Here is a 25,421-nt window from a genome sequence, read left to right as displayed (position 1 = left end):
CGGCAGCCCGGCAGGAATTGGTTTAGAACTGGCTAAGCAATTTGTCGCAAACGGTATAACTTCATTATTGTTGCCTGCGACGAGGCCATGCTCCAGGTAAAACCTGGCTGTAGATATACTGGTAAATAATTAAAGCGGGACAAGGTGTCTATGGTCGTGATATGCTCTCACACGGCACGCAACTCATCGGATGGGACGTGACATTTTCATCACGTCCCATTGTCATTCAAATATCAGCGATAATCAGCGTAACGATTTAAAACCTGCCCGGATATCCTCTACGATGCTTTTAGGTTGTTCCCATGCTGCAAAGTGACCGCCTTTGTCGCGCTTTTTGTAATAAACCAGCTTGGGATATGCTTTTTCAGCCCAGCTCTTCGGCATCGGGCAAAGCTCATCCGGGAATGCGCTCACTGCCACAGGCACTTTAACTCCCTTAGGAGGAAAGAATGGGTTTTTATTCTCCCAATACAACCGTGAGGCAGAAACTCCTGTATTGGTCAGCCAGAATAATGTGACATTATCCAGCACATCATCGCGCGTTAGTCCTTCGTTTACACCGGAGAAGGAACGGGCAATCAACTCGAGGCTCCATGGATCATGATCTATCATGAATGCTGCCAGTCCGACAGGAGAATCGGTTAGTCCCACCAATGTCTGCGGACGCGTACCCATATAATATGCATAATACACATGTTTGTAGAAAAAGCTAAGTTGTTCGTAAGCTGCTTTTTCTTCTGCTGAAAGTCCGGCAGGTGCAGGCTTGCCGGCAGCGGCTGCACTGTCGAGTTCAGCCGGAACCGCGTTTGCCATATTGGTATGCAATCCCAGCACATTGTCGGGCGATTGCGCCGCCAAAATATCGACAATTATTGCCCCCCAGTCTCCACCCTGAACAAAGAATTTTTCATATCCCAGCCTGTTCATGAGAGTTACCCAGGCCCTGGCAATGCGCTCAGGCCCCCAGCCCGTGCTGGTAGGTTTCCCGGAAAATCCATAACCGGGCATGGATGGAATTACAACATGGTACGCATCTGCCTCAGTGCCACCATACGCGGTGGGATTGACCAGCGGATCAATGATCTTCAGCTGCTCGATGATGGAACCCGGCCAGCCATGGTTAATAATGAGCGGAGCTGCATTTGCATGTTGTGACTTAACATGGATAAAATGAATATCCAGGCCGTCAATTTCTGTTATGAACTGGGGATACGAATTAAGTTTTGCCTCCACTTTCCGCCAATCATAGTCAAAAGCCCAATAGCGTGCAAGCTCTTTTATTGTTGCCAGTGGAACTCCCTGAGTAAAATCATTAACTGCTTCTTTCTCCGGGAATTTTGTTGCAAGGATACGGCGTTTCAAATCGTCAAGTTCGGCCTGGGAAAAATTCACTTTAAATGGCCTGATGTCTGCTCCCGTTGCAGGAGCGGCTGTGCTTTCTGCCTGTTTCATTTTTCAAAATTTAAGTGATTAATGAATGTGAACGCTTGACATATCGAAAGACATTCCTGTCCCAGTCGGTGGGGAAACCGGCCTGGATAGACGGACTTAATTCATTGCTCAACCAGCATTGATTTGTAAGCGCTTTCCCGTGGGCACGAAAGGATGCGTGCGGGTTTGCGGATTGCTGAAACCGGAAAACGATATAGGCGGTATACTGACTTTAATTCTGCAACACCGAAAGGCTGACTTTGGCTATATCATCCAATGTCTTCTTGTCACCCGTAGTTTGAGCCATTACTTTTAATCCAATAAGGCTATTAAACAAATGCCTTGCCAGGGCGAGTGACGGAATTGATTTATTGATCTCACCTGATTGCTGTCCCTTTTTTACCAGGTCCTGTAGAAACTTTTCATGATCTTCCAAATTCCCTTTTGCAAACACGGAAATATTATTTTCCAGATTCGCCAGCTCAGTCGTCGTGTTTACGATAAGACACCCTTTGCGGTCCGTATCTTTAATAAGTTCATCTATTGATACCCGGAAGATTGCCTGTAGTTTTTTCAAGGGCGAATCATATTTTACCAGCGACTGCATCAACTTATCGTGTTGACTTTTTTTGTAGTGGTTCAGGCTTTGGATAAATAAACTTTGCTTGTCCCCGAAGGTATTGTATATGCTTGAACGGCTCAGACCCATGGCCTTTGTCAGTTCATCCATGGATGTCCCGTTATAACCTTTTCGCCAGAATAACTCCTTAGCTTTTTGCAACGCCGTTTCTTCATCAAACATTACTTCCTTCGGCATAATATAAAATTATAGATTTTGAAGTTAACAGGTATCCCCAGCCATCAAATTTAGAATATAAGGAACGTACATTCCAAATAACCCAACAAAAAAATCTGTTAAAGCCCAACTGACAAAAAACCCGCAGAACAATTGTTCTGCGGGTGTGCATATACCTGCAAATTCCATTATCCTTTTGGAACAGGTAAATTTGTGCTGATTGCTATCCTGTTCCAGGCATTAATGGTCACTACAGCTACAATAAGCTGGGCAATTACATCTTCACTGAAAAATCTCTTTGCCTTTTCATAGGTGGCTGCAGTTAAGCCATTCTGATGAATAAGCGTAACTTCTTCAGTTATCGCAAGAATAACTTTTTCTTCTTCAGTAAACAGGTCAGTTTCGCGCCAGGCATTCAACAGGAATATCCGTTGGGCGCTTTCGCCATATTTCAAGGCATCCTTGGTATGCATATCTATACAGAATGCACATCCATTGATCTGGGACGCCCTGATCTTAATTAATTCTTTTTGTGTTTTGGTCAGTTCAGTACCAGCCAGGAAAGCTTCCAATCCATACATTGCTTTATATGCTGCAGGTTGTGCATTTTGAATATTAACTCTGTTTTCCATTGTTGTGTGACTTTATAAATTTGATTGTTTATTGACAACACAAATTTGGAAATTATGCCACGCAAAAAACTTAAGCTGGTTTAAGAAAGGAGCTATTTCGTTTTCCTGGTCATCCGTTTCTTCCTGATCTCACTCAGGTACTCTGGAGTTATACCCAGGAAAGAGGCCAGGACCTTCTGCGGGATCCGTTGTACAAATTCAGGAAAGTTACCAGAGAAATGGTCATAAATCTCTTCCTTGGACAACCGCATGATATACTTTACACGGAACAGCGAAGCGGCATAAGCCCTTTCATAAACCTGCCGGAAATAGCTTTCCATCAAAGGATAGGTACCAAGCATTCTTTCCATTTCATATTTGGTGATCGCGAGCACTTCCGTGTTTTCCACAGCCTGGATCGAAAAGGCAGCTTTTTTCCCTTTATTGAATGCTTCGATATCCGTCATCCACCAATTCTCAATGGCGAACTGGATGGTCTGCTCTGTTCCGTCAACATCCAGGAAAAACATGCGCAGGCAGCCCTTCTCTACAAAATAATTGGCCCGGCAGACATTCCCCTCCTCTACAAGGTTTTGCTTCTTCTTTACCGACTGGCTGTCAAAGAACAGCATAATTTCGGCGAAATCTTCGCGGACAAGCGGGATGAATTTAGCTATATGATTGTACAGGTTTTCTGACATCCGGCAACCAATTTCCAAAAAAAAAGCCCGCAAAACAAATAGTTCAGCGGGCTGTCCATAATACAGGAATCAATAATAGTTGTAAACTGTTTTCGTGGTAAACAGGTGCTGGCCTGTGGTGGGCGACTTAAAGCTTTTAATAAGCTCAAGCGGGTAGCCGAAATCATCATATTTGTATTCAAAACTGTACGGATCTGCTGTAGGAAAACTGCCATGATAAGTTTTCTGCTGACCGGTAAGATTATTTTTGGAATTCCGGCTGAACATCAGGTCCGGCCAGCCCATATTAGCATAAGGGTTGATGTTAAAATCGTACTGGTAAAGACCAGTTTCGCTGTTCCCATTTGCCGTTGCGGCTTCCAATTTTACCATATTGCCTCCGGTCATAGTCATGTTGCTGTTCAACATCATACCGGTACTAAAGCCATACCTGGCCTGTATCATAAATGAACCGTCCAAAGCCTGATAACTTACTGCAGCCCTGGTTGCCCCTGTGCTATTGTCAGTTTGCCTGATGTCAACCAATTTACCCTGGGCATCATACTGGAACGTAGTAAAGCTGATGAAGTTGCCAAATTCGTCGGACTTTACAGTTGACTCCACCCGGTCACCAGAATAATTGAAATCTTCGGTATTGGCAATGTAAGGAGTTCCGTCCTTTCTTTTCAAGCGGTAAATGATCTTATTCAGCTTTCCGTTTGGCCCGTAGATGAATTCATTTTTACTTTCGGCCTTGTAGGCGCCTGATACGAGTGTATATACCAATTCAGATTTCAGCCTTTTTGCAGCACGGCGACCACCGATAGTATAAACGGTATTGGAATCAAGGTCCTGGCGGAGCAGGGTCATTTCGTCGGTGTGTCCCCATTTCCAAACCTGGAATTTGAACTTCAAAGCTGATTTCGGCAGGATTATATCATTGGTACCCGGTTCAAGCTGCAGTTCACGGCTTGACCATTCATTTCGTTCGTCCCAGGTAGTTATTTTTAAAAGCGAGGCAATGCTATCGTATACTACATTCCCATTGGAGATTACTGTTTTAAGTTTAATCCTGAAATTGGGATTGTTGTCAGGTGCGGGACCTCCAGGCTGTTCGTTAAAAGTACCAGCCGGGTAACCGTAATGAGAAGGCTGCTCTCCGGCAATTACGAAAAGCACTTCCACTTTTACCGCCAGCACTTCTGTAGTCGGCAGGGAAAAAGCAGCCGATAACGGCTTCTGTACACCGGCAGCCTGGTCGGAGCCCAATCGCGGTGCGGCAAACATCACCTTATTGTCTTTTCCAAAAACAACAAATTTCGTCAGCTTATACTTACCCGCCGGAAGTTTCAGTTCTGCTGAACTGTACTTGCCATCCAAGGTCAAAGGCAGTTTTCGATCGGCCATTACCGCTTCTTCCTGTTCATTGGTTACGGTGGCGATTGCATATAATCCTTCGTGTGACTGGCCAGCAGCTGGCAGGTTATCAATCACAATGCGGAAGGAACTATTTACGGGTTGACCGGGTTGTGGCAGCGGTTTTTCAATCTTTTCCTTGCTGCAGGCATTGAAAACGGTTACTAATACTAGGGTGATAAGGTTTAATGATAATTGCTTCATCGTTTTTATTTTCCAGTAATACCCTCACCGGAAACAAAAGCGTTGGGTAGAAAAATCGCCTTAACAGAATTTTAGCATTTGGAGGCAAAAAATCAATTTGTATGGAAAAACTATTTGCAGAGATAGCCTAAACTTACAGGCTTGAAACGCCTGCCGTCATTTATGATAATGCTGTCCACATAATTCTCGTTGAAAAAATACTTGTAGGTAATTACCTCATTTGAACCTGGCCAGCCACCATAAGAAACACTTGTTGCGGACAGGATATTGTGTTCATTCCAGGGCGAAACCAGGTAATCGAACCAACCGGCGTTTATATCATTTGTACAACCGTCGGCAATTGATAAGCTGCCAAGGAAATTCTTTGTTGTATCATGGTAATAGGTAATCTCCTGTACCCGCTGTCCATTGGACAGAAACAGAATAGCATTGACAATATCACCGGATGTATTGTACATAAACTGGTAAGTCTGGCAAACAGCCTTGCCCCCGTTACGTTCATCATAATACATGTGTCGCTTGCGGGGCTTTTTTTCCCACCATTCGTATTCAAACTCGTAATATGTAGTGTCCGGAGCCAACGTGCCGGAATGGTCCCTTACATGGGTGGCACCAACTAAGCGTCCCTGGTTGTCATAAGAGAAAAACACCTCATTCTTTTGGGTCGGATGAAAGGATCTGATGATCCGGTTGTTCATATCATATTCATACCGCCTATTACCGCCTTCAACCAGCTGTCCTCTTTCATTCCAGGCAATACTGATAACAGTATCCGTACCCTGTCTTAATAAAGCAATGCGACAGGTATCATACCTGGAGGGGATGAGTTCGGAAGTCTCGGATGGACTGTCGGGCGTGCAGGACAGGAATGCGGCAAATAACATTATTGCCAGCAATGAATATTTCATAAGGCAGGGTTTGGTCAGGGTTTAGTCAGGGTTTCCTTGGTTTATTAAGCAGTGCAAACATAATAGCCAATCCGTGAATTTCAAAGGCTTGCGGCAAATGAGCCGTAGTCGTTTACACTTATCGTTCATTTTAGCCATTCTGTCGAATACTACCTATGGAAGAATAATACTTTCCACTTATTTCATTTGCTTTGAACCCGAATCGCAGAATAATCGTCCAATTTCGTATCCAAAGACCAGCAATCCAGAAATCCTACGCAAAGACGCAATCCGTCGATCAAGATTTAATACCTATTATGAAACGTACATCCGTACTCCTATTGATGACTTTACTGTGTGCATACGCGTGGGCACAACGCAACGGCGACTACCGTTCAAATGGTACTGTTAGGCTCAATGCGCCAGCGAGTTGGCAGTCATTCAACGGATCCAGCTGGGTCAATGCAACCACTGCTCCATCATCCGCTTCTCTGAACAATAACAATACCATTACAATCAGGGCCGGCCACACCTGGAATAACACCTCCAATGTGACGATGCCAGGCAGGAATTTCACCTTCCTGATGCAAAGCAATTCGGTAACATTTACAGCCGGAACCAGTATCAACTGGGGTACATTATCGACAGCCATATTTGAAAATACATCGGGTACAACTTCATATGCAGCAGGAAACCAGACTTTCAATAACCTGGAAATCCGCCGGTCCGGAACATCAGGCAACTTTACTGCTTCCTTTAATGGCTCCGCTTTTACCGTAAACAATACATTTTCCATAAGTGCCAATTCGACTTTTGGACTTACCTCGGGAACACTTACACTTAACGGCAATAACAAAACTTTTACTACCACCGGCAACCTGTCGCTTCAATCGTCAACTGTAAATATTACAGGCAATTCAGTAACGCTGACCAGTAATGGCACTGTCTCCCTCACCAACAGCTTCATCAACTTCGATGGGAATACAGCCAGGTACAACCAGGAAGCTGCCTTGAATATGAATAACAGCATTATCGATTTTAAAGGAAACAATGCAGAGATGAACCAGGATGGAGATATAAGTTTCCTGAATACGTCGGCCAGCTCAAGTTTTATCAGGCTCCTGGAATCAAACGGTAAAATTAACCAGAACGCATCCATCAGCGGCGCATCCGCAACCAATTATATCCAGTTAGGCAGATCCAGCACAGCTACAAAAACCTTTTCCATCCTTTTATTCGAACTCGAGTTCCCTATCGGAACAGCAAACAACTACCTGCCCCTGTCAATACAACGGGGATGGCTTACTTTTCCAACCCTGACTATTGCTGTGTTCGAAGGCATGACAAATAATGGCCAATCGAATGGTACCGCATTTAGCAATGCCCAGAAATCGAACCTGGTAGATGCTGTATGGCGGGTCACTTCTTCAGCCAACTTTACTCCAACTTCCATTAACCTGGGGTGGCAGGAGCCATTAGAGGGCCCTTCATTTGCGAAGCTGACTTCCAACATCGGTATGTCCTATTTTAATGCGGCAGCCAATGACTGGACGACCTCATTCGGTGCAGGAAATGGCCTGCTGAATACTGTTAACCGCAGCACGACGATACCAACGATCGGATCTTCAGGAATATCGTTTGGCGTCGGAATGATCGGTGTGGTATTGCCCATAAAGCTTACAGATTTCAGGGCAGTACCGCAACAAACTTCAGTACAATTAAGCTGGACCGCCAACACCCAGGGCAGCAGTTATTTCGAGGTGGAAAGGGCTTCATCCCTGAATGGGAATTATGCGGTCATTGGCCAGATCCCTACGGATGGCATCGGTGAACAAAATTATAAGTTCATTGATCCGCGCCCTATGAACGGAAGCTATTACAGGATCAGGACAGTTGCTGAAAACCGCGAGCCGGCTTATAGTACGGCATTGAAAGTCCAATTTGGCGACAACAGGTTCTCCCTGGAAAAGCTCTTCCCGACCGTTAGCCAGGGCCAGCTGAACCTTGTAATCAGCAATCCAAAAACCGAATCTGTTACGATTGAAATTGTTGACATGAACGGCAGAAATCATTCGCAAGAATCGAAGCAACTGAGCGGCGGCTCCAACCAATACCAATTAAACACCAGCCACCTGCCCAACGGGTCGTATTTGGTACTGATCAAAAAAGGTGATACACGGATCACTGGCCGGTTTTTACGCCAATAGTATATCATTCCCGGCGATCAACGGTTTTCCAGCCAGTGCAGAAAACTGCTTGCCTTTTCTTTTGAAACCAGCAGCTTCTCAGTAGTGGGGATGATCAGTTTAACAAGTAGTTTACGGGCAAAGTAATGTTCAGCCTCTGCAACAGCAGAGAAGTTGACCAGGTATTGCCGGTTAAGGCGGAAGAACTGCCGGGAAGACACCAGATGCTGGATATGCTCCAGCGAATAATTCAGGGTATATTCCTTTCCGTCCATTGCAACCAGGACGATTCCGCCAAACTTAAGTGTGAAGTAAGCCACACTTTCCGTGGGAATGGTTCGGTACGTGTGATTCTTGTACACGAGAAAGCTTGTCTTGCTTCCTTCCTGCACTGCATGCTCACCATAAGTGTCATAATGTGATTTTGCCAGCGATTCCATTTTCATTCTTTTTAAAAGTGACCAGGTTTGTTTCGTTACAATGTTCAAATATGTTGTGGGTAGCGGGCTGATAACAACACAAATGTGCGGACTATGCCATGGAAAAAACATAAGCTGGTTTAAGAAAAGGCTGAAGCTATTTTTGTGAAGGAAAACCAAATGCCTGCAGGATAAATTTGAAGATTGCCGTATTCTCAAAAACACCTGTAAAGAGATTTGCCCCTGGTCCATAAGCAAAGACAGGCACAGGAATCGCAGTATGATCCGATGTTGAAAATTGCCCGCCTACTACAGCCCTCCCGATATCACCTGCTGTCAGGGTCAAACCTCCGGTCTCATGATCTGCCGTTACGATCACCAGGGTTTCGCCATTCGTATCGGCAAATGACATCGCTTTACCGATAACCTTATCAAAGTCCAGTACTTCAGCCACCAGGTAAGGCAGTTTGTTCGCGTGTCCGCCATGGTCAATCTGTGCACCTTCCACAACCAGGAAAAAACCTTCATTTCCTGTCGAGAGTAAAGCGACTGCCGAATCAAATGCATTGCCTGCCCACCCGTTCCTTTCGGCAGCCGGACGACCAGCAACTTCATCTGTCTCCAGTTTCAGGTTTTTATTTAACGATTTAATGCTATCGAGGGTCGGGATTTCAAGCTTCCCCGATCCCATCAGCAGGCTGAGGTGTGATTGTACCAGGTCATTGGCGATACCACGATAGTCGCTTCTTTCTGACCGGTGCGCATAAAATGACGCAGGTGTCGCATCGCGTATATCCCCGGATGTAATAACGCCACTCCTTATGCGCTTCCGCTGAAGGATCTCAGGCAGCAGGATCAGCCTGTTTCCCGAATGGTCTACTCCCACTGCACGGTTGTTGGTTTTTTCCCCACTGGAAAATGCAGTGGCGCCTGGTGCAGAATCGGTGATGTAATTATCGAATGAACTGGTCTTTGACAAACCGGTGTACCGCATATTGAATACATTCAATTTTCCACCGTTTGCAGTGTAGCCGGCATACCATTGTGGTAGTCCCGTTCCGTCACCGATCAGCAGAATAACATTCTTTACTTTCTTAGTCCTGCCATCATTTTTATGCAATGGCTGGTATACGTCATGCTGCGAAATTTTCTGCACATACCTGTCGGGTAATTGGCGGAAAAAGGTACCCAGTTCTTCCACATGGTCCGTATTGATATAATCGAACCCCAGATCTATATAGGTATACCAGCTATTGATCATGTCAGGCGCATTCCAGAAACGGATCTTTTTATTTAACCTGTGCGCTTTGTCGACCAGTTGCTGCAAATTCCGCATTTCAGCTTCCGGCAGACGACCTTTGCCATTCCAGGAAGAATAATTTTTGAAATTGCCGCTCAGCATGTTAATTCTTTGCAATGCTTCTTTGCTGTACTCCAGCTTTAGGTCGCCATCAAACCTGATCCATTCGGGCCAACTGGAAAAGGTGGCAGCATCAGGGCGGTTACCTGAGATCACGATGTCTACTGTCTTGCAGGAGGTAATTGCAGGATATGCATTCAGTTTTTCCACAAGCTTCTGCAAGGTCGGAGTGGCTGCCGTCTTGATGTCGATCATGAGCTGCAGCCTGCGGTCATTCCCGGAATAAACCTTCCCGTTATTTTTCCTGATGCATTGTTCAAGCGGCCGGAGATAAAGAGAATCGAGTGTCCGTTTCCCCGCAAGCTGCGCTTTATCATGAGCCACAAGCAGCTCCTCTCCTTCGAGAAAAATATCTGCTTCAATTGAACCGAAACCCTGGTTCCAGGAAGTCCAGAAAGCGAATGGCCGCTCATAGTCGTTATGCGAATGGGCATTACCGGTAGTATAACCGGTATGCCCGCCGTGATATTCCTGCGCTTTTACATTCGCGGTTTGTGCCCACGACAGATCTTGAAAAAACAGGCTTATCACGGCGAGACAAATACGGGTTTTCAACGTCATCTTTTATTGTTTGTAATTACTAGTAACCGGGATTTTGCACAAGATAACCGGGAAGATTGCTCGCTGCGTCAATTGCAGTCTGCGGAATCGGGAAAATTCTTTTTTGTGGATTCGCATCTGTTTTTTCAGTCCAGGTGCCTTCGTACTTTCCGAAGCGGATCATATCCGAACGACGCAGCATTTCCCAATACAATTCAAAACCCCTTTCACGGAAAAGAAGATCCAGGTCCATGTTGGAAAGTGCAGGTGGTGCCGGCGTTCTCGCTGTACGTGATGCTCTCACCAGGTTTACATCTGCCAATGCCCCTGCCGCATCGCCGCTCTTACGAAGTTTCGCTTCAGCACGCATCAGGTAAATGTCAGCCAACCGAACTATCACAATATTTGCTTCGCCGAAGTTCCGCCCGCTGGCAGACTTGCGGCTGAATTCATATTTCTCTACGCGGTAACCGGAAGGATAATTACTCCCTTCTACTGAAAAATCAACTTTCTCGGTAAAATCAACCGGCAGAGTAGGGCGGTTGCGTGTATCATGGAAAAGCTTGCCGACAAGCATATTACCGTTCGCACATTTCAGAAACACGCCATTACGGCGGATCAAGCCATATTGCTGTCCACGTAATATTCCACGATTGATATAAAAATTCGCTGCCGGAACACAGGTGTCATTGGCGTTGGAATAAATAGAAAGGTTCTCCTTGTAGAACCTTGGGTCCACTTTCGGATCTTCCGGCGCATAGGCATTTTCCCAGGTACGATAATAATCGGGAGTGATTGCCGGACCATCCGTTCCGTTAGCGCCTACAAATTCAGGTAACGGGAACTGGTCGCCCGATAAGGAAAAATATGCCATCCGGTTGTGCCCGTTCAGGTCAGCACGCTGGTCAACGGCGAACACAATTTCTTTATTGGTGTCGTTGTTATCGTTGAAGATCGCAAAATACTCCGGCGACAATTCATAGCGCCCTGAATTGATCACTTTGTCGCAGTACTCGATCACTTTGTCCATATCCTCGCCAGCAAAAGTGAACTGCCCTGCATATAAATTCTTATATACAGCAGCATTGAGGTACAGTCGTGCCAGCAGTCCCCATACCGCCTGCTTTGACATGCGTCCATGTGTCACATCGCTCGAAAGGTCTGGCTCCGCAGCAAGGAATTCATTAAGGATATAATCGTAAGCTTCACTTCCCCTTTTGATCTCCGATAAAGCAGTAGGATCTTCTTTAACAAAGATCAGTCCGAACATATCAAGGGTCAGCATAGAATAGTAGGCCCGCATCGCCCTTGCTTCTGCCAGGAAAGTTTTTGCAGACGCGTCATTTATTCCTGGCAATGTCGTAATAGCCGTAAGTGACCGGGAAATCCCCTGGAAAATCAGGTTCCAGGTATTGCGCAGGTTAGGATCAGTACTTGTATAATTATGTGTGTGCATGGCAATATAGATCCCGTTATCACCCCAATCCGTTCCCCCGCGATATGGCAGGATAGCTTCATCGGTTGAGATTTCATTTAAGGCAAAATAGTTGGTATGGGTGAAAAGATTGGGAAGTGTTGCATATACCGGGACGATCATACTTTCTGCGGCCTGCTTATCGGTCAGTCCACCTGCAGATGATTCATCCAATACAGTTTCATTCAGCTTCGTGCATCCGGTTGACAGTAAAATGCCAAATGCGGCTATTGATATGAATAGTTGTTTTTTCATTTCAGTACACATTAAAAGGTTACATTAAAGCCAAGCAGGAATGTGCGGGCCTTGGGATAACTTAAATAATCGATTCCATATGATAATGCACTCTCGATCGCACGATCTGTATTTACTTCGGGATCATACCCGTTATACGGTGTGCTCACAAAGAGATTCTGGCCGGTAAGCGAGAGGCGCATAGCCGTGATCGCCTTACTGATGCCAAGTTTCATGGTATTGAAATTATACCCGACAGTAAGGTTATTAAAGCGGAAATATTTCCCATCTTTCAGGAACCTGGATGAAACGGGAGCAGCATTAGTCACAGCTTCCTCGGGATATTTAATGGCTTCGGGTGTAGTGTTTACGCTTTTGGAAAGGAGGAGTTTATAAAAGCCCGCATTGGCGGTATTGTCATAAACCTTATTACCCGCTACACCGTTGAAATTGGCCGAGAGGTCAAACCCTTTGTATGCCATGTTCAGGAAGAGATTGTATGTCCGCGTAGGCAGTGCTGACCCCAAAGCAAGCCGATCCTTGTCATTCACAATACCATCTTTGGTTACATCTTCATATGTGCTCAACCCGTTTTCATCGAACCCGGTGAATCGCTGCATATAGAAGGTACCAATGGGTTCCCCATTTACATAACCGTTGATGGTAGCTGAAGTAAGTCCTGCCCCGGACGCAGAACCCGATGGAATTACTGAGTATGGTGAATTTTCCACCCGGTTTTTGATTAAGGTTAAGTTACCACCGATGCTATAAGAGAAGTCCTTTCCCGCCCTGCCACGGTATTGGAGATCAAACTCAAGTCCCTGGTTGGTAATGGTCATATCCGGCACGTTGTTCCAAACGGTGGGTGCTGGCTGAACGGGATCTGCCGGAATCACCAGGAGCAGGATATCATCAGTCACTTTCCTGAAGTAATCCACTGTTCCGCTTAATGCTCCATTGAGTATCTCGAAATCAACGCCAACGTCTGTCTGCCTGGACACTTCCCATTGAAGATCGGGATTTGCCAGCCTCGTATAACTGGCTCCCGGGGGATATGCTCCTGCAGGATAAAGCGGGTAGCTTGTACCGGCCGAAACAGTAAACAATGCCTGGGTGATTTTCGCCGGGATCTCCTGGTTACCGGTTTGTCCCCACCCTGCCCGGAGCTTCAGGTTGCTGAAGATCGAGTTACTGAGGAAATCTTCTTTGGAAGCTATCCATGCAGCAGAAAATGATGGGAAGTAACCATACTTGTTATTGTCACCGAACTTGGAAGAACCATCTGCGCGCAATGAAGCAGTGAACAGGTACTTATTTCGGAACTGGTAGTTAAGCCTCGAATAAAAGGATTGCAGTTCATTGATCTCTGCATAACCGAAGGGCCTGTTATTCGCCAGTGTAAGTTCCAATCCTGTTCCCGGGTTATAAATCGGTTCAACGCCACCGATCGGGAAATTATTAATGCTTGTACCACGACCCTGCAGGTAGACCTTCTGGTAAGAATGTCCGCCGAGGATGGTGTACTTATGATCACCCCGATCGCCGGAATAAGTGATATAATTTTCGATAAGATAGTTCCGGTTATAATTGTTCAGGGTTGCCAACCTGCCCTGCCGCAGCGGAACTGTGTTTGGAAGGGATTGTACATCACGGGTGGAAGTAGAATTATCTACCCCAAAGTTCAATTTGTACACCAATCCTTTTACTATGGTCACGGCGCCACTGACATTTCCCAGGATACGGTTAATTGTAGTAAGGTCTTTTTCAAGGTCAAGAACGGTAAGCGGGTTGATCCCGTTTTCGAACTGGTATGGCTTACCGGCTTCATCATAGGCAGGAATGGTAGGATTGCTGGACAGGGAACCGCCTATCAACCCTGCGATATCAGGCCGCTGGTTAACCGTGTTATTAGCACTCAGGTTCACGTCAATTACTACCCGGTTATCAAACAGCTTCTGACTAACGTTCATCCGCCCGTTATAACGCTTCAGGATATTGCCTTTCAGCACACCTTCCTGCTGTTGCATTCCGAATGAACCATAATAGGTAAGCCTGTCATTGCCACCCGAGAGAGCAAGATTATGGTTTTGCGTAAAGGCAGTGCGGGTAACTTCATCCTGCCAGTCGGTAGAACCACCAAAGTCTTCTACTTCACCGCCAAGTGCGGCTACTTCACGCTTGTAATCAGCCGCGTTGAAGACAGGTAGTTTGCGGGCCAGCTTACTGAAGCCACCACTGAAATTATAAGCGAGATTATTGAATCCTGCTTTGCCCTTCCTGGTAGTAATCAGCACTACGCCGTTTGCACCCCTTGATCCATAAATCGCAGTTGCAGAGGCATCTTTTAATACGTCAATCGACTCAATGTCCTGCGGGTTCAGGAAATTCAATGGGTTTGTTGCACCCCCAGGCGAAGAATTATCGAGTGGAATGCCGTCCACTACAAACAAAGGAGTATTACTTGTCCGGATTCCCCCGGGGCCTCTGACTGTGATGCTTTGAAGACCGCCAGGTTCACCACTCGTTGAAGTAACATTCACGCCCGAGATCTTTCCCTGTAACAGGTCCTGTGGCGAGTTGATGATCCCGCGGTTGAAGTCGGCGGCCTTTATTGATTTTACTGAACCGGTCAGGTCTCGTTTGCTGGCGCGACCGTAACCTACTACAACAACCTCGTCACCAGCTATAGACGCGCCACGCTGCAACCCTACTGCCAGTGATGAAATTGACCTGTCGTTTAGGACATAATTTTCGACCCTGTCGGTGAACCCGATATGGGTGAAGGTAAGCCGGTAAGGTCCATTTGGCAGCCGGCTGAAAGTAAATACACCTTTGTTGTTGGAAGTGGTCGTGACGACAGTACCACTGCCGGTGTTCTCAGCGCGGATACTCACGCCTTCCAATGGCTCACCGGCTTCATTCCGGACAATGCCGGAAATGGACTGCTGTGTTTCCTGGGCTCTTGCAAACGGCAGGCAACAACAAAACAGCATGCAAAAAAGCAAACTTTTCATAAGCAGTAATTGATGTTTGGTTTTTGAAGGGGCAAAACTATCCCGCGTAGCAATGCAGCATGGGGACAAAGCATTACCCTTATGTTACGATTTGGTTACTCTAATGTGAATATGAAAGCGATACCCTGGCAGGTCGTAGTAATCACAAAAGATAAAAAAATTAACTAAAAAACCAAAAAATCGCAGACATAAATTATCTGGCCGGCTGAATTTCGGCTGCTTATTGACGTAAGTCTCCAGGGCTGATCTTAATTTATGGAGATAATCATTTGAAGACCGGCTTTTACCACCACCTTCCGTGAAAGCTTAATCCTGATAGCGGTGCCTGAGATACTGAGTTCATGAGCGATCTGTTCATTCCCGGCGGTAACAACAGATTTGCGTGGTGGCAAACCAACTTTCCAGTCAAATCCCAATTCAGACAACTGAAGAATGCCATATTTCACTTCGATAGTGTGAACCTGTGAATTACCCAGCCTTTTTTGTGAATAGGAGCCCCAGCCTTCAGCTGCGGTGAAGGGAGCTTTGAAATTGTCAGCGGACCATTTCGGCGCGAAACGTATATAGCCATTTGGACCATGATATTCGAAGCCACAGGCGGAAATGAAAGTGCCATAACTGGCCATTGCACGTGCATAATGATCACTGCACTCGATCTCATTATAGGGGTTACGTTTTGCCGCATGGTAACGGTCATGGATAGCCCTTGTCAGTATAAGCGCTTCATCCGTCATCCCTTCGGCCATCAGGTGAGACGCCACCTGGTGTTCGAAACCACTCATGCATTCATGAAAATAACCCAGTTGCCAGGTCATGTTTTCACCATATGCAAAGGGCTCGTTTTTGGGATTAGTATTCATCACCATCCCTGCTTCACCTGCAAGCGCGTATGGCCGTCCGCCGGTATGAGTTTTAATATAAGGACCAACATCAGGCGCAAAATTGTACTTCCATAATGAGCGAAGTGCAGAGAGGGTTTTCTCTCTATCCCAAAGCCTGCCAAGTCCGACCTGCCATGCCCAGCTCTGACCATACACCTGGTCTATATGGCAGGTGTTATAAGAGCCAAGCTTCTTTTTTCCCAGCACTCCATCAGGCCTATGGATGAAATATTCGCCATTAAAAAGCTTCTCCGCCATGTTCCTGTTTCCTTTCTCAACATATTCACGGCATTGATCGGCAAATGCCATGTCGCCAACTTCTTCCGCCATATATTGTGTGGCTTTGGCGGCGGCAATGCAAAGGCCCACAATCCACGCTATTTCACCTTCCCAAACTGCATCGAGCGTATTTTCCATGGGAGTATCTGTCATGCCATCACCATTTTTATCCTGCGCTAGCATAAAAATTGCGGCACGTTTCACATTGGGCCAGTTTGTTTTAAGAAAATGATCGTCGGCACTCACCTGGTGCTCGCGATAGATACGGAGCAGAGTACCAGCCTGGCCATCAATAGCGGGACGGCTTTCATATTCGGCCCTGAATATTATGCCGCCATCCTGCTGAAGGGCGATTCCAAGATCTGTCCGTTGCCGTGCATCACGTTCGAGGGAAGGAAAGATCCTGCCCATCGTCTGCGCATACTGCCAAACGTGGGTGCAGGTTCCTTCGCATGCATTTACACCTTCCCATCCCCAGAAACGGTCGTTTGCAAAACGATAGGTATTCGCGGTCGCAAGTGTTCCGATGTTCAGGAGGCATCGTTCAAGAAACCAGTGCGGCAATGTGGAATCGTAATACGTTTTCTGCCACAACAGGGTATTACCATGGAGTTTTTTGAAATTGGCTGCAATGTATGCACCCACCTCAGCAGCGTCCCTGAACCGTTTGCCGTAATAGTATCCCTGTTGGGTTTCAGGCAGTTTGTCAAGTTTTAAAAGCGGGTGATTGAAATGCCAACTCAGGATAAAATTCGTTTCAGTACCTGCACCTGGTTCAACAAAGTTGTTCGTCACAAGGCTGCTAACCAGTTTTTCATTTGGATTTGCTTCGGCAGGACTTTCACTTGTTGCAGTAAAAAATTCAGTTGTTACCGGCCAGGGGGTTGCGGATGTGTTGATAAGTACATCTTTGCCCATGCAGGTTATACAGGTTGTTCCCGAATCGCGCTGCGACGATGCATCAGGTTTTGCTGCAAGAAACTGACCTTTGATACTGGCGAAACCGTTATGCCTGGAAGCAACATTCTGACGCATACCGTCCGCATCTTTTGCTGTTATCTTATTCGCACCGTTTTCAAACCAGCCTCCTATAGATACAGTTAATCGTTTCGTTGAACGATTTTGTACATTGATAGAAAACACTGTGGCCGGTAAAGCAGAGTTATCAGCATCAAGGGGAATGAAAATAGCACCGGCTTTTACCACCACTTCGACCGGTAAACCTTTTGATATGTAGCGGATCGTCGCCTGTGGATAGCTGGCTTCAAATTTTATTTCGTCCCAATCCTCCTCTTTTAATTCCCTGGTGATCTTTTTCCAATTGAAATCAAAGCTTATGGCAAAGCCCTGTTCGAGCACACGCCGGTTTGCCGCTAAAGTTGGTTCTACGTAATTGGCTCCATCACGATTTCGTACACTTACTTCACGGGTGCCATCATTCCATAAAACGGTTTTGGGATCTACACCTTCACGCGAATCATTGTAAATTCCCCACAACCAAAGGCGTCCATCTCCACCAAGGTAAACCGTACCTGCATGAAGTCCGCCTGCGGGCATACCGATAAATTTCAATTCATTCAGCGACTTAAAATAGGTAGAGGGAATGGTTCGCTTGTATAAGGACCGAACCCATGCGGGGTCGAGGTTTTTATCGGCCGGAATGTTGTGTACAGCAAACTGTCCTTCGGCAATAAATGATGTAATTTCCCTTGCCCAGGCAGGCAGGTTGAATAGTAAAAGCGATGCAGACCCCAGGCTGCCATTCCGGAGAAATTTACGACGCGACAGATCTTTCACGATGAAGAAGACTTTTGATCCTGAGACAAATTAGTCAAATGATCATGATCACCGGAAAGAAATTGTTTGCGTAAACTATGCAACCATCACTCCCTTAAATAAAGTATCTGCGAGAAACTCAAGCTGGCTTTCGGAAAAATGTTCGTCTTCCAGGAACATTTTAGTGCCCAGGCCCCGCATGGTCAGGTTCACCATTTTGGACCAAAGGGAGATTTCGGCATTGTTCATCATCCTTACTTCATGCCGGCTGATGCCCACAATCAAGATGTCTTTGATCTGCTCCTCGATCACGCTGTCTCGACGTTTGATAATATTGGTAAGGAGAAATGGATTTTCAGTGATATCAGACCTGAAAAAAGAAAACCTGGTAGCTTTCTCGGTCACATCCTTCAACAACGTGGTAAACAATACACGGAATTTACCGGGGGCCGAAGCTTCCTCTTCTACTGCTTTTACCGCAACTGCCTGCTGCGTATCGATGTCGTGCAGGACTACAGCCTCAAATATGTCTTCCTTGGTTTTGTAGTAATAATATAAAGCACTCTTAGATTTCCCTATCTGCTTTGCAATATCTTCCATCGTGGTCTTTTTGAACCCGAACCGCTCAAACAAAATCCTGGCACCATTCAGGATTTCTTCCCGCATAGGGTCCTTTTCTATTTGACTATTCGACATATCTGGTCGATTTAATGCATTTGGTCCAAAAATAAGAAATAATTCTTCTGCCGGAATCATAGGGAATTCACGATCTATTAACATTAAAAACTGACTTTTTATACCATATAGTCGAAAAGTCATTATACTTTTGACTAATGAACCGAAATAGTCGAAAAGTTGACGAATTGATCCTGGACGCTGCTTACAACATGTTTACTACCCAGGGTATCAGCTTTTTCACGATGGATGACATCGCGGCGCGGCTGGCGGTTTCCAAAAAGACACTATACCGTTTTTTTAACTCCCGCCATGAGCTGGTACAATACGTTTCCGGGCTGGTTGCGGAAAACTATGAAAAGGCGGTTGCGGCAGCAGCCGCCAGTAGTGCGGGTCAGCTTCAAAAGTTGGTGGGCTTCATGGAAGCGAATATTCATTTCTGCAAGAAGATAAGTCCCCTTTTCTTTTCCGACCTGCAAAAGCATTACCCGCTGGAACACAGCTCGCTGGAAAGTGCAATAAGCCTCGTATTTAATCAGAAACTAGAACCCGCCCTAACGCAAGGAATAAAGAGCGGTGTCTTCCGGGAAGACCTGCAGCCGCCGCTCGTAGTCGCCATCATGGACCGGCATCTGCGCGCGGATTTTAAACTGGCTTCCGAACAGGTATGTACTTACCCTAAGGATGAGGTTTTCCGGCAGTCGATACGCCTCTTCCTCTTCGGCATCATTGCGCCTGGAGCCATCGCGGAACTGCACCAGGAACTTACAGAGCATTAAACACCCAAATAGTCTAACAAATCACATGACACATTTCCCATTGCTTCGAAGTCTAAGCAAACACCTGGTCTTGCTGTTGGCAGGTGTCAGCATCTTTACGGCAGCGTGGTCACAAGACAAACCGGCACCACTCCTGTTGAAAGACGCCCTGCAACACGCGCTGCAAAACAAATCCACAGCCGTGAAAGCAAGGCTCGATGAAGAAAACAGCCAGAACATCATTGACGAGGCAAAATCCAGGGCATTGCCCCAGGTGAATGCAAATGGTAACCTGACGTACAATCCTATCTTACAGCTGAGCGCAGTTCCCGGCGAACTGGCAGGACAACCCGGCACAACATTACTGATTCCCTTTGGACAGAAATGGAATAGTGGTGCCTCTGTCTCGTTATCCCAAACGGTACTGGACAAATCTGTTTTTACCGCATTGAAGGCTGCAAAAACGACAAAAGAATATTATAAAATCCTGTCGGGTTTAACCGATGAACAGGTAATCGAACAGGTGGCGACACAATATTACCAGGTGCTGGTACAGCGGCAGCAGCTGGTTGTGGTGGACAGTAACCTGGCATCCACCACCCGGTTGATTTCAATTATTGAAGGACAATATAAAAACGGGCTGGCGAAGAAAATTGATCTCGACAGGACTAAGGTCAGTCTCTCCAATATCCAGGCACAACGGCAGCGCCTGATCAATGCCGTGCAATTGCAGGAGAACATGCTGAAATTTTATATGGGAATGCCTATCGAAACTGCTATCCATATACCCGCTACGCAACTGGACAGTATTAAACCGCAATTGGCATCAATAGACCCGGTACCTGATATCAGGAAGCTGACGGATTACAAGGCCCTCAAGAAAAAAGAGGAATTGCTCGAGTTACAGAAAGAAGCCAACAAGGCAGCAAACTATCCTTCGCTGTCGCTTTCAGGAAACTATGGCTACCAGGGACTCGGACAATCATTCCCGATCGGGAAGAGCGGGGGAAACGGTGCCAATTGGTTCGACTATGCGACAGTCGGCTTAAGCCTTAAGGTCCCACTGTTTAACGGGTTTGCTACCCGCTCGAAAGTGAGGCAGTCAAATATAGAGATCCAGAAAGCAAGGGAGGACCTCAAAGATGCAGAACTCTCACTCAACCTGACTTACCAGAATGCGAAAACGCAGTTACAGAACAGCATCATCACCTTACACAACCAGGAAGAGAATGTAGCTCTTGCCGAAGAAGTGTATTCAAACAGTATGAACAACTATCACCAGGGACTTGCGCCGCTTACCGACCTGCTCGACGCAGAAAGCTCCCTGACCTCAGCACAAAACAATTATTCAGCCGCACTTCTTGATTACCGGATCGCTGAGATCCAGCTTATCAAGGCACAGGGAAACTTAAAAACACTTTTAAACTAACAGTACGATGAAAAAAGTCATCACGATCGGAATAACCATTGCCGTAATAATTGTCTCACTGGGAGCAATAGCCAAAGTGCTTTCAAATAATAAGAAAAAGTCAGAAGAAAAAACAAAGATCGTTGCGCAGTCAAATGCTGCGGTTGCTGTAAGGGTTACGGCAGCTACCTGGGAAGTGCCCAGCCTGGATGTAATTTCAAACGGCACTTTCACTCCCGCCCAGGAGCTTAGTCTCGCCTCGGAAAAATCCGGTCGCATTGTACAGGTATTGGTTGATGAAGGAAGTTATGTACAGAAAGGGCAAACCGTTGCCACGATCCGGGTTGACCAGCTCTCTGTCGACATGCGGAATGCTGAAGCCAACTTCCAGACAGCCCAGGCTGATCTGCAACGCTATGAGAATGCTTTTAAAACCGGCGGTGTAACCCAGCAGCAACTGGACCAGGCACGGCTTGGACTGGAAAACACGAAAGCGAAACTGGACCAGGCGCGGATTAACCTGGGCGATGCCAGTATTCGTGCAACGATCAGCGGGGTGGTAAACAAGCGGCACATTGAACCGGGAACTGTAGTTTCACCGGGAACAGCACTTTTCGATATCGTCAACGTTTCCTCACTGAAACTGATGGTGATGGTTAACGAAGCGCAGGTTGCAAACCTGCAGACAAGTCAGCAGGTAAAAGTGAAAGCAAGTGTATTCCCAGACAAATTATTTAATGGGAAGATCAGTTTTATTGCCCCTAAAGCAGACGCTGCTCTCAACTTCCCCGTAGAGATCATCATTACCAATAATGCCGGCAACCAGTTGAGGGCAGGAATGTATGGAACCGCAGTATTCGATTTCCCGAACCAGGCCGCGACAACCATGATCCCGCGTACCGCCTTTGTCGGAAGTGTAAACAGCCGCCAGGTATTTGTACCCGAGAATGGTGTCGCCCGCTTGAAATCAGTTATACCAGGCCGGGTTATTGGCGATAAAGTTGAAGTGCTTGAAGGCATCAGCAAAGGAACACCCGTAATTACCAGTGGCCAGATCAACCTGGTTGATGGCAGCAAGGTGAACATTATTCAGTAAAAAAAATTATCCGGATGAAAATTGCCGAAATCTCGATCAAACGACCGTCACTGGTAATCGTATTATTTACGATCCTCATACTTGGTGGTCTTTTCAGTTATAAAATGCTGGGATATGAACTACTTCCCAAATTTGCCAGCAACGCGGTCACAATCACCACCGTATATCCCGGCGCTTCCCCATCGGAAGTAGAAAACACTGTTACCAAAAAAATAGAAGACGCGGTAGCATCACTGGAAAACATCAAGAAGCTTGAATCGAAATCAATGGAGAATATTTCCCTGGTTACGATCCAGCTGAACAGTGGCGCCGATGCAGATTATGCATTAAACGATGCACAACGCAAGATCAATGCTATTCTCAAAGATCTGCCCGAAGACACCGACCCGCCATCGCTGAATAAATTTTCGCTGGATGATCTTCCGATCATGACTTTATCAGCTTCCGCAAAAATGGACGAGTCTGCCTTTTTTGACCTGGTTGACAAACGCATCAGCCCGGTCTTATCACGCGTAAACGGCGTGGCGCAGGTAAACCTTGTAGGTGGACAGGAACGTGAGATCCAGGTCAGCCTTGATGCGGAAAAACTGAAAGGATATGGATTGTCTGTTCCGATGGTTCAACAATTGATCCTCGGCTCGAACCTCGACTTCCCCACCGGAAATGTGCAGACACGCGAACAAAGCATCCTGGTTCGACTGTCGGGTAAATACAAAACAGTTGATGAACTCCGGAACCTGGTGTTGCTGTCACGCGACGGTGTTGTCGTACGCCTCTCAGACGTTGCCGATGTTCAGGATGCACAGAAAGAAGTGGAAAAAGTTGCAAGGGTGAACCAGAAGAACTCCATTGCCATCCAGGTCATTAAACAAAGTGATGCCAACGCGGTAGCGGTAAGTGAAGAGATCACCAGGAAGATCAACATGATCCAGAAGGATTATGCTTCCAGCAATCTTGCACTTACGGTCGCCAATGATACAACTGTATTCACCCTTGAAGCTGCAGACTCAGTGGTGCATGACCTCCTGCTCGCAGTTGTGCTCGTGGCATTCGTAATGCTTTTCTTCCTGCACAGCATCCGGAACTCGCTGATCGTGATGGTATCCATTCCCGCTTCATTGATCGCAACATTCATTGGCATGGTACTTTTCGGATATACGCTTAACCTGATGAGCCTGCTGGGACTTTCGCTTGTAGTTGGAATCCTTGTAGACGACGCCATTGTTGTGCTTGAGAATATTTACCGCCATATGGAAATGGGGAAGAACCGGGTACGCGCCTCATATGAAGGAACAAAGGAGATCGGCTTCACCGTTACTGCCATCACTATGGTAATCGTAGTGGTGTTCCTGCCGATCGCAGTCAGTACAGGACTAGTTTCCGATATCATCAAGCAATTCTGCGTTGTCGTAATTATAGCAACCCTATTGTCGCTGCTCTCATCCTTTACCATTGTACCATGGCTTTCGTCTCGATATGGCAAGCTGGAACACCTCAGCGGCAAAACCATATTCGGAAGAACAATCCTTGGCTTTGAAAAAATGCTGACTGCATTCACGCATTGGATAACCGGCATCCTGAAATGGTCGCTGCATCATAAGCGGATTACCCTGGTGATCGTACTCGCCATGTTCGTTGGCTCCCTATACATGCTGGCTGGTGGATTTATAGGCGGCGAATTCTTTGCCAAAAGTGATCGTGGAGAATTTCTTGTTCAGATAGAGCTGCCTAAGGACGGATCGATCGAACAAACCAACCAGGCAACCCAGAAAGCCGAACAATACCTGCGCAGCAAACCGGAAGTGACAGATATGATTACCACTGTGGGCCAGACAAGCGAGGGAATGGCCGGTAGCCAGTCGACTGCCTATAAATCAGAGATCAGGGTGAAACTGGTGGACAGGAAACATCGCGCAGATGACTCCTATGTTTATGCAGCAAAAACCAAACGGGAATTACAGGACGTACTTGTAGGATCAAAAGTGAAAACTACACCCGTAAGTATTTTGGGTACTGCGGAAAATGCTTCGCTCGCTCTTGTAGTAATGGCGCCGGATCTCGATAGTGCCATGGCATTTGCCAATGCGGCCCATGAGGAGTTGAAGAAAATCAAAGGAGCTACTGAAACAAAACTCACAGTTGAAGATGGTAACCCTGAAATCAATGTGCAGGTTGACCGGGATAAAATGGCGAGTCTTGGCCTGAACCTGCAGACAGTTGGCCTCACCATGCAAACTGCATTCAATGGAAATACCGATGGCAAATTCAGGGCAGGTGAATATGAATATGATATCAATATCCGGTATAAGAGTTTCAACAGGTCGAATATTGAAGACGTGCGTAACCTCGAATTCGTAAATGACCGCAACGAACAGATAAAGCTTTCGCAGTTTGCAACAGTAACGGAATCGTCAGGCCCCAGCCAGTTGGAAAGAAGGGACAAGAGTCCGTCCGTCACCATCCAGGGCCAGGCTGTTGGTCGTCCGTCCGGCACTGTTGCCGCCGAATGGCAGACCGCATTCGACAAGCTGCACAAGCCAACAGGTGTCAGTTATGTTTGGGGAGGTGATATGGAAAACCAGTCGGAAGGTTTCGGTACACTGGGAGTAGCACTGCTGGCAGCCATCCTGTTGGTATACCTGGTTATGGTAACACTATATGACAGCTTCGTTTACCCACTCGTGGTATTATTCTCCGTCCCATTGTCCTTTATCGGAGCATTGCTCGCGTTGGGTTTAACCAATAACTCACTGAACATATTCACCATCCTTGGTATTATCATGCTGATTGGATTGGTATGTAAGAATGCGATCATGCTGGTAGACTTCACCAACCAAAGGAAAGCAGCCGGCGAAACAACTTTCAAGGCATTGATCCAGGCGAACCATGCAAGACTGCGCCCAATTTTGATGACTACCATTGCAATGGTATTCGGCATGATCCCGATTGCCATAGCTTCCGGTCCGGGTGCTGAATGGAAGAACGGACTTGCGTGGGTGATCATCGGCGGATTGATCAGTTCGCTGTTCCTTACCCTGATCATCGTTCCGGTAATCTATGCCATTTTCGATCGCTGGATAAATTGGTTTAATCGCAGGAAGAAACAACCAATGACCATTGAAGAAATGATGGTGGAAGAATACGAACCAGCAGAAAGCGAAGACGGATTCACACCAATACATGTAGTGTGATGTACTTCGATGGTTCGATAAATGAATAGGTCAATAAGTCGGGCA

At 46.4% G+C, this 25,421-nt stretch carries 17 protein-coding genes; 5 read left to right on the top strand and 12 right to left on the bottom strand.

What is annotated here, in order from left to right; all coding sequences use genetic code 11:
• Positions 1–243 precede the first annotated feature (243 nt).
• From OI18_RS13115 to OI18_RS13090, 6 genes are all read right to left on the bottom strand, one after another.
• A complete protein-coding gene (locus OI18_RS13115) occupies positions 244–1,452 on the bottom strand; it encodes an epoxide hydrolase family protein (RefSeq protein WP_039140458.1) in 1,209 nt (402 codons plus the stop codon).
• 211 nt (positions 1,453–1,663) lie between these two features.
• Positions 1,664–2,248, bottom strand: a complete 585-nt coding sequence (locus OI18_RS13110; protein WP_039140455.1) for a TetR/AcrR family transcriptional regulator — start codon at positions 2,246–2,248, stop codon at positions 1,664–1,666.
• A gap of 167 nt (positions 2,249–2,415) precedes the next feature.
• Entirely contained in the window at positions 2,416–2,859 is a 444-nt protein-coding gene (locus OI18_RS13105; RefSeq protein ID WP_039140454.1) for a carboxymuconolactone decarboxylase family protein, read from the bottom strand.
• A gap of 92 nt (positions 2,860–2,951) precedes the next feature.
• A complete protein-coding gene (locus OI18_RS13100; protein ID WP_039140452.1) occupies positions 2,952–3,539 on the bottom strand; it encodes a Crp/Fnr family transcriptional regulator in 588 nt (195 codons plus the stop codon).
• A 69-nt stretch (positions 3,540–3,608) separates the two neighbouring features.
• On the bottom strand, positions 3,609–5,138 hold the full coding sequence (locus tag OI18_RS13095) for a hypothetical protein (protein ID WP_039140451.1): 1,530 nt from the start codon (positions 5,136–5,138) through the stop codon (positions 3,609–3,611).
• A gap of 110 nt (positions 5,139–5,248) precedes the next feature.
• Positions 5,249–6,046: a hypothetical protein gene (locus OI18_RS13090; protein ID WP_152616818.1), complete on the bottom strand. Its 798-nt coding sequence runs from the start codon at positions 6,044–6,046 to the stop codon at positions 5,249–5,251.
• A gap of 296 nt (positions 6,047–6,342) precedes the next feature.
• Between OI18_RS13090 and OI18_RS13085 the strand changes: the two genes are divergently transcribed.
• Positions 6,343–8,232 carry a T9SS type A sorting domain-containing protein gene (locus OI18_RS13085; protein WP_082037962.1) on the top strand — a complete coding sequence of 630 codons (1,890 nt, stop codon included), beginning with the start codon at positions 6,343–6,345 and terminating at the stop codon, positions 8,230–8,232.
• Positions 8,233–8,249: 17 nt separating this feature from the next.
• Here the strand turns inward: OI18_RS13085 and OI18_RS24700 are convergent, their stop codons facing one another.
• From OI18_RS24700 to OI18_RS23810, 6 genes are all read right to left on the bottom strand, one after another.
• Positions 8,250–8,651 carry a LytR/AlgR family response regulator transcription factor gene (locus OI18_RS24700; protein WP_160290232.1) on the bottom strand — a complete coding sequence of 134 codons (402 nt, stop codon included), beginning with the start codon at positions 8,649–8,651 and terminating at the stop codon, positions 8,250–8,252.
• Between the two features lie 136 nt (positions 8,652–8,787).
• The gene (locus OI18_RS13075; protein WP_072039009.1) at positions 8,788–10,611 is read right to left on the bottom strand and encodes an alkaline phosphatase; all 1,824 of its coding nucleotides are present in this window, start codon (positions 10,609–10,611) and stop codon (positions 8,788–8,790) included.
• 19 nt (positions 10,612–10,630) lie between these two features.
• Positions 10,631–12,319 (bottom strand): RagB/SusD family nutrient uptake outer membrane protein, encoded by a 1,689-nt coding sequence (locus OI18_RS13070; RefSeq protein WP_039140877.1) that lies wholly within the window; start codon positions 12,317–12,319, stop codon positions 10,631–10,633.
• A gap of 11 nt (positions 12,320–12,330) precedes the next feature.
• On the bottom strand, positions 12,331–15,312 hold the full coding sequence (locus tag OI18_RS13065) for a SusC/RagA family TonB-linked outer membrane protein (RefSeq protein ID WP_082037960.1): 2,982 nt from the start codon (positions 15,310–15,312) through the stop codon (positions 12,331–12,333).
• Between the two features lie 248 nt (positions 15,313–15,560).
• Positions 15,561–18,269 carry a GH116 family glycosyl-hydrolase gene (locus tag OI18_RS13060; protein ID WP_240312771.1) on the bottom strand — a complete coding sequence of 903 codons (2,709 nt, stop codon included), beginning with the start codon at positions 18,267–18,269 and terminating at the stop codon, positions 15,561–15,563.
• Between the two features lie 75 nt (positions 18,270–18,344).
• Complete coding sequence (locus tag OI18_RS23810) at positions 18,345–18,944, bottom strand: TetR/AcrR family transcriptional regulator (protein ID WP_160290231.1); 600 nt, start codon at positions 18,942–18,944, stop codon at positions 18,345–18,347.
• Between the two features lie 137 nt (positions 18,945–19,081).
• On the opposite strand from OI18_RS23810, the gene OI18_RS13050 reads away from it, so the two are divergent.
• Genes OI18_RS13050 through OI18_RS13035 form a run of 4 tightly spaced genes read left to right on the top strand, consistent with a single transcriptional unit; the run spans position 19,082 to position 25,376 of the window.
• Entirely contained in the window at positions 19,082–19,702 is a 621-nt protein-coding gene (locus OI18_RS13050) for a TetR/AcrR family transcriptional regulator (RefSeq protein WP_039140441.1), read from the top strand.
• A gap of 25 nt (positions 19,703–19,727) precedes the next feature.
• Complete coding sequence (locus tag OI18_RS13045) at positions 19,728–21,110, top strand: TolC family protein (protein WP_039140439.1); 1,383 nt, start codon at positions 19,728–19,730, stop codon at positions 21,108–21,110.
• A 7-nt stretch (positions 21,111–21,117) separates the two neighbouring features.
• On the top strand, positions 21,118–22,185 hold the full coding sequence (locus tag OI18_RS13040; RefSeq protein ID WP_039140437.1) for an efflux RND transporter periplasmic adaptor subunit: 1,068 nt from the start codon (positions 21,118–21,120) through the stop codon (positions 22,183–22,185).
• Positions 22,186–22,199: 14 nt separating this feature from the next.
• Entirely contained in the window at positions 22,200–25,376 is a 3,177-nt protein-coding gene (locus OI18_RS13035) for an efflux RND transporter permease subunit (RefSeq protein ID WP_039140436.1), read from the top strand.
• Positions 25,377–25,421 lie beyond the last annotated feature (45 nt).

The organism is Flavihumibacter solisilvae, assembly GCF_000814475.1.
GTDB lineage: Bacteria > Bacteroidota > Bacteroidia > Chitinophagales > Chitinophagaceae > Flavihumibacter > Flavihumibacter solisilvae.
Note: the sequence above shows the minus strand (reverse complement) of the source record. Positions and strands in the feature narration are given on the sequence as shown.

Coding starts and splice junctions, on each gene's coding strand:
- OI18_RS13095 (WP_039140451.1), bottom strand. CDS start 5,138: ATGAAGCAATTATCATTAAACCTTATCACCCTAGTATTAGTAACCGTT.
- OI18_RS13045 (WP_039140439.1), top strand. CDS start 19,728: ATGACACATTTCCCATTGCTTCGAAGTCTAAGCAAACACCTGGTCTTG.
- OI18_RS13100 (WP_039140452.1), bottom strand. CDS start 3,539: ATGTCAGAAAACCTGTACAATCATATAGCTAAATTCATCCCGCTTGTC.
- OI18_RS13040 (WP_039140437.1), top strand. CDS start 21,118: ATGAAAAAAGTCATCACGATCGGAATAACCATTGCCGTAATAATTGTC.
- OI18_RS13070 (WP_039140877.1), bottom strand. CDS start 12,319: ATGAAAAAACAACTATTCATATCAATAGCCGCATTTGGCATTTTACTG.
- OI18_RS13105 (WP_039140454.1), bottom strand. CDS start 2,859: ATGGAAAACAGAGTTAATATTCAAAATGCACAACCTGCAGCATATAAA.
- OI18_RS23810 (WP_160290231.1), bottom strand. CDS start 18,944: ATGTCGAATAGTCAAATAGAAAAGGACCCTATGCGGGAAGAAATCCTG.
- OI18_RS13115 (WP_039140458.1), bottom strand. CDS start 1,452: ATGAAACAGGCAGAAAGCACAGCCGCTCCTGCAACGGGAGCAGACATC.
- OI18_RS13050 (WP_039140441.1), top strand. CDS start 19,082: ATGAACCGAAATAGTCGAAAAGTTGACGAATTGATCCTGGACGCTGCT.
- OI18_RS13085 (WP_082037962.1), top strand. CDS start 6,343: ATGAAACGTACATCCGTACTCCTATTGATGACTTTACTGTGTGCATAC.
- OI18_RS13090 (WP_152616818.1), bottom strand. CDS start 6,046: ATGAAATATTCATTGCTGGCAATAATGTTATTTGCCGCATTCCTGTCC.
- OI18_RS13035 (WP_039140436.1), top strand. CDS start 22,200: ATGAAAATTGCCGAAATCTCGATCAAACGACCGTCACTGGTAATCGTA.
- OI18_RS13075 (WP_072039009.1), bottom strand. CDS start 10,611: ATGACGTTGAAAACCCGTATTTGTCTCGCCGTGATAAGCCTGTTTTTT.
- OI18_RS24700 (WP_160290232.1), bottom strand. CDS start 8,651: ATGGAATCGCTGGCAAAATCACATTATGACACTTATGGTGAGCATGCA.
- OI18_RS13065 (WP_082037960.1), bottom strand. CDS start 15,312: ATGAAAAGTTTGCTTTTTTGCATGCTGTTTTGTTGTTGCCTGCCGTTT.
- OI18_RS13110 (WP_039140455.1), bottom strand. CDS start 2,248: ATGCCGAAGGAAGTAATGTTTGATGAAGAAACGGCGTTGCAAAAAGCT.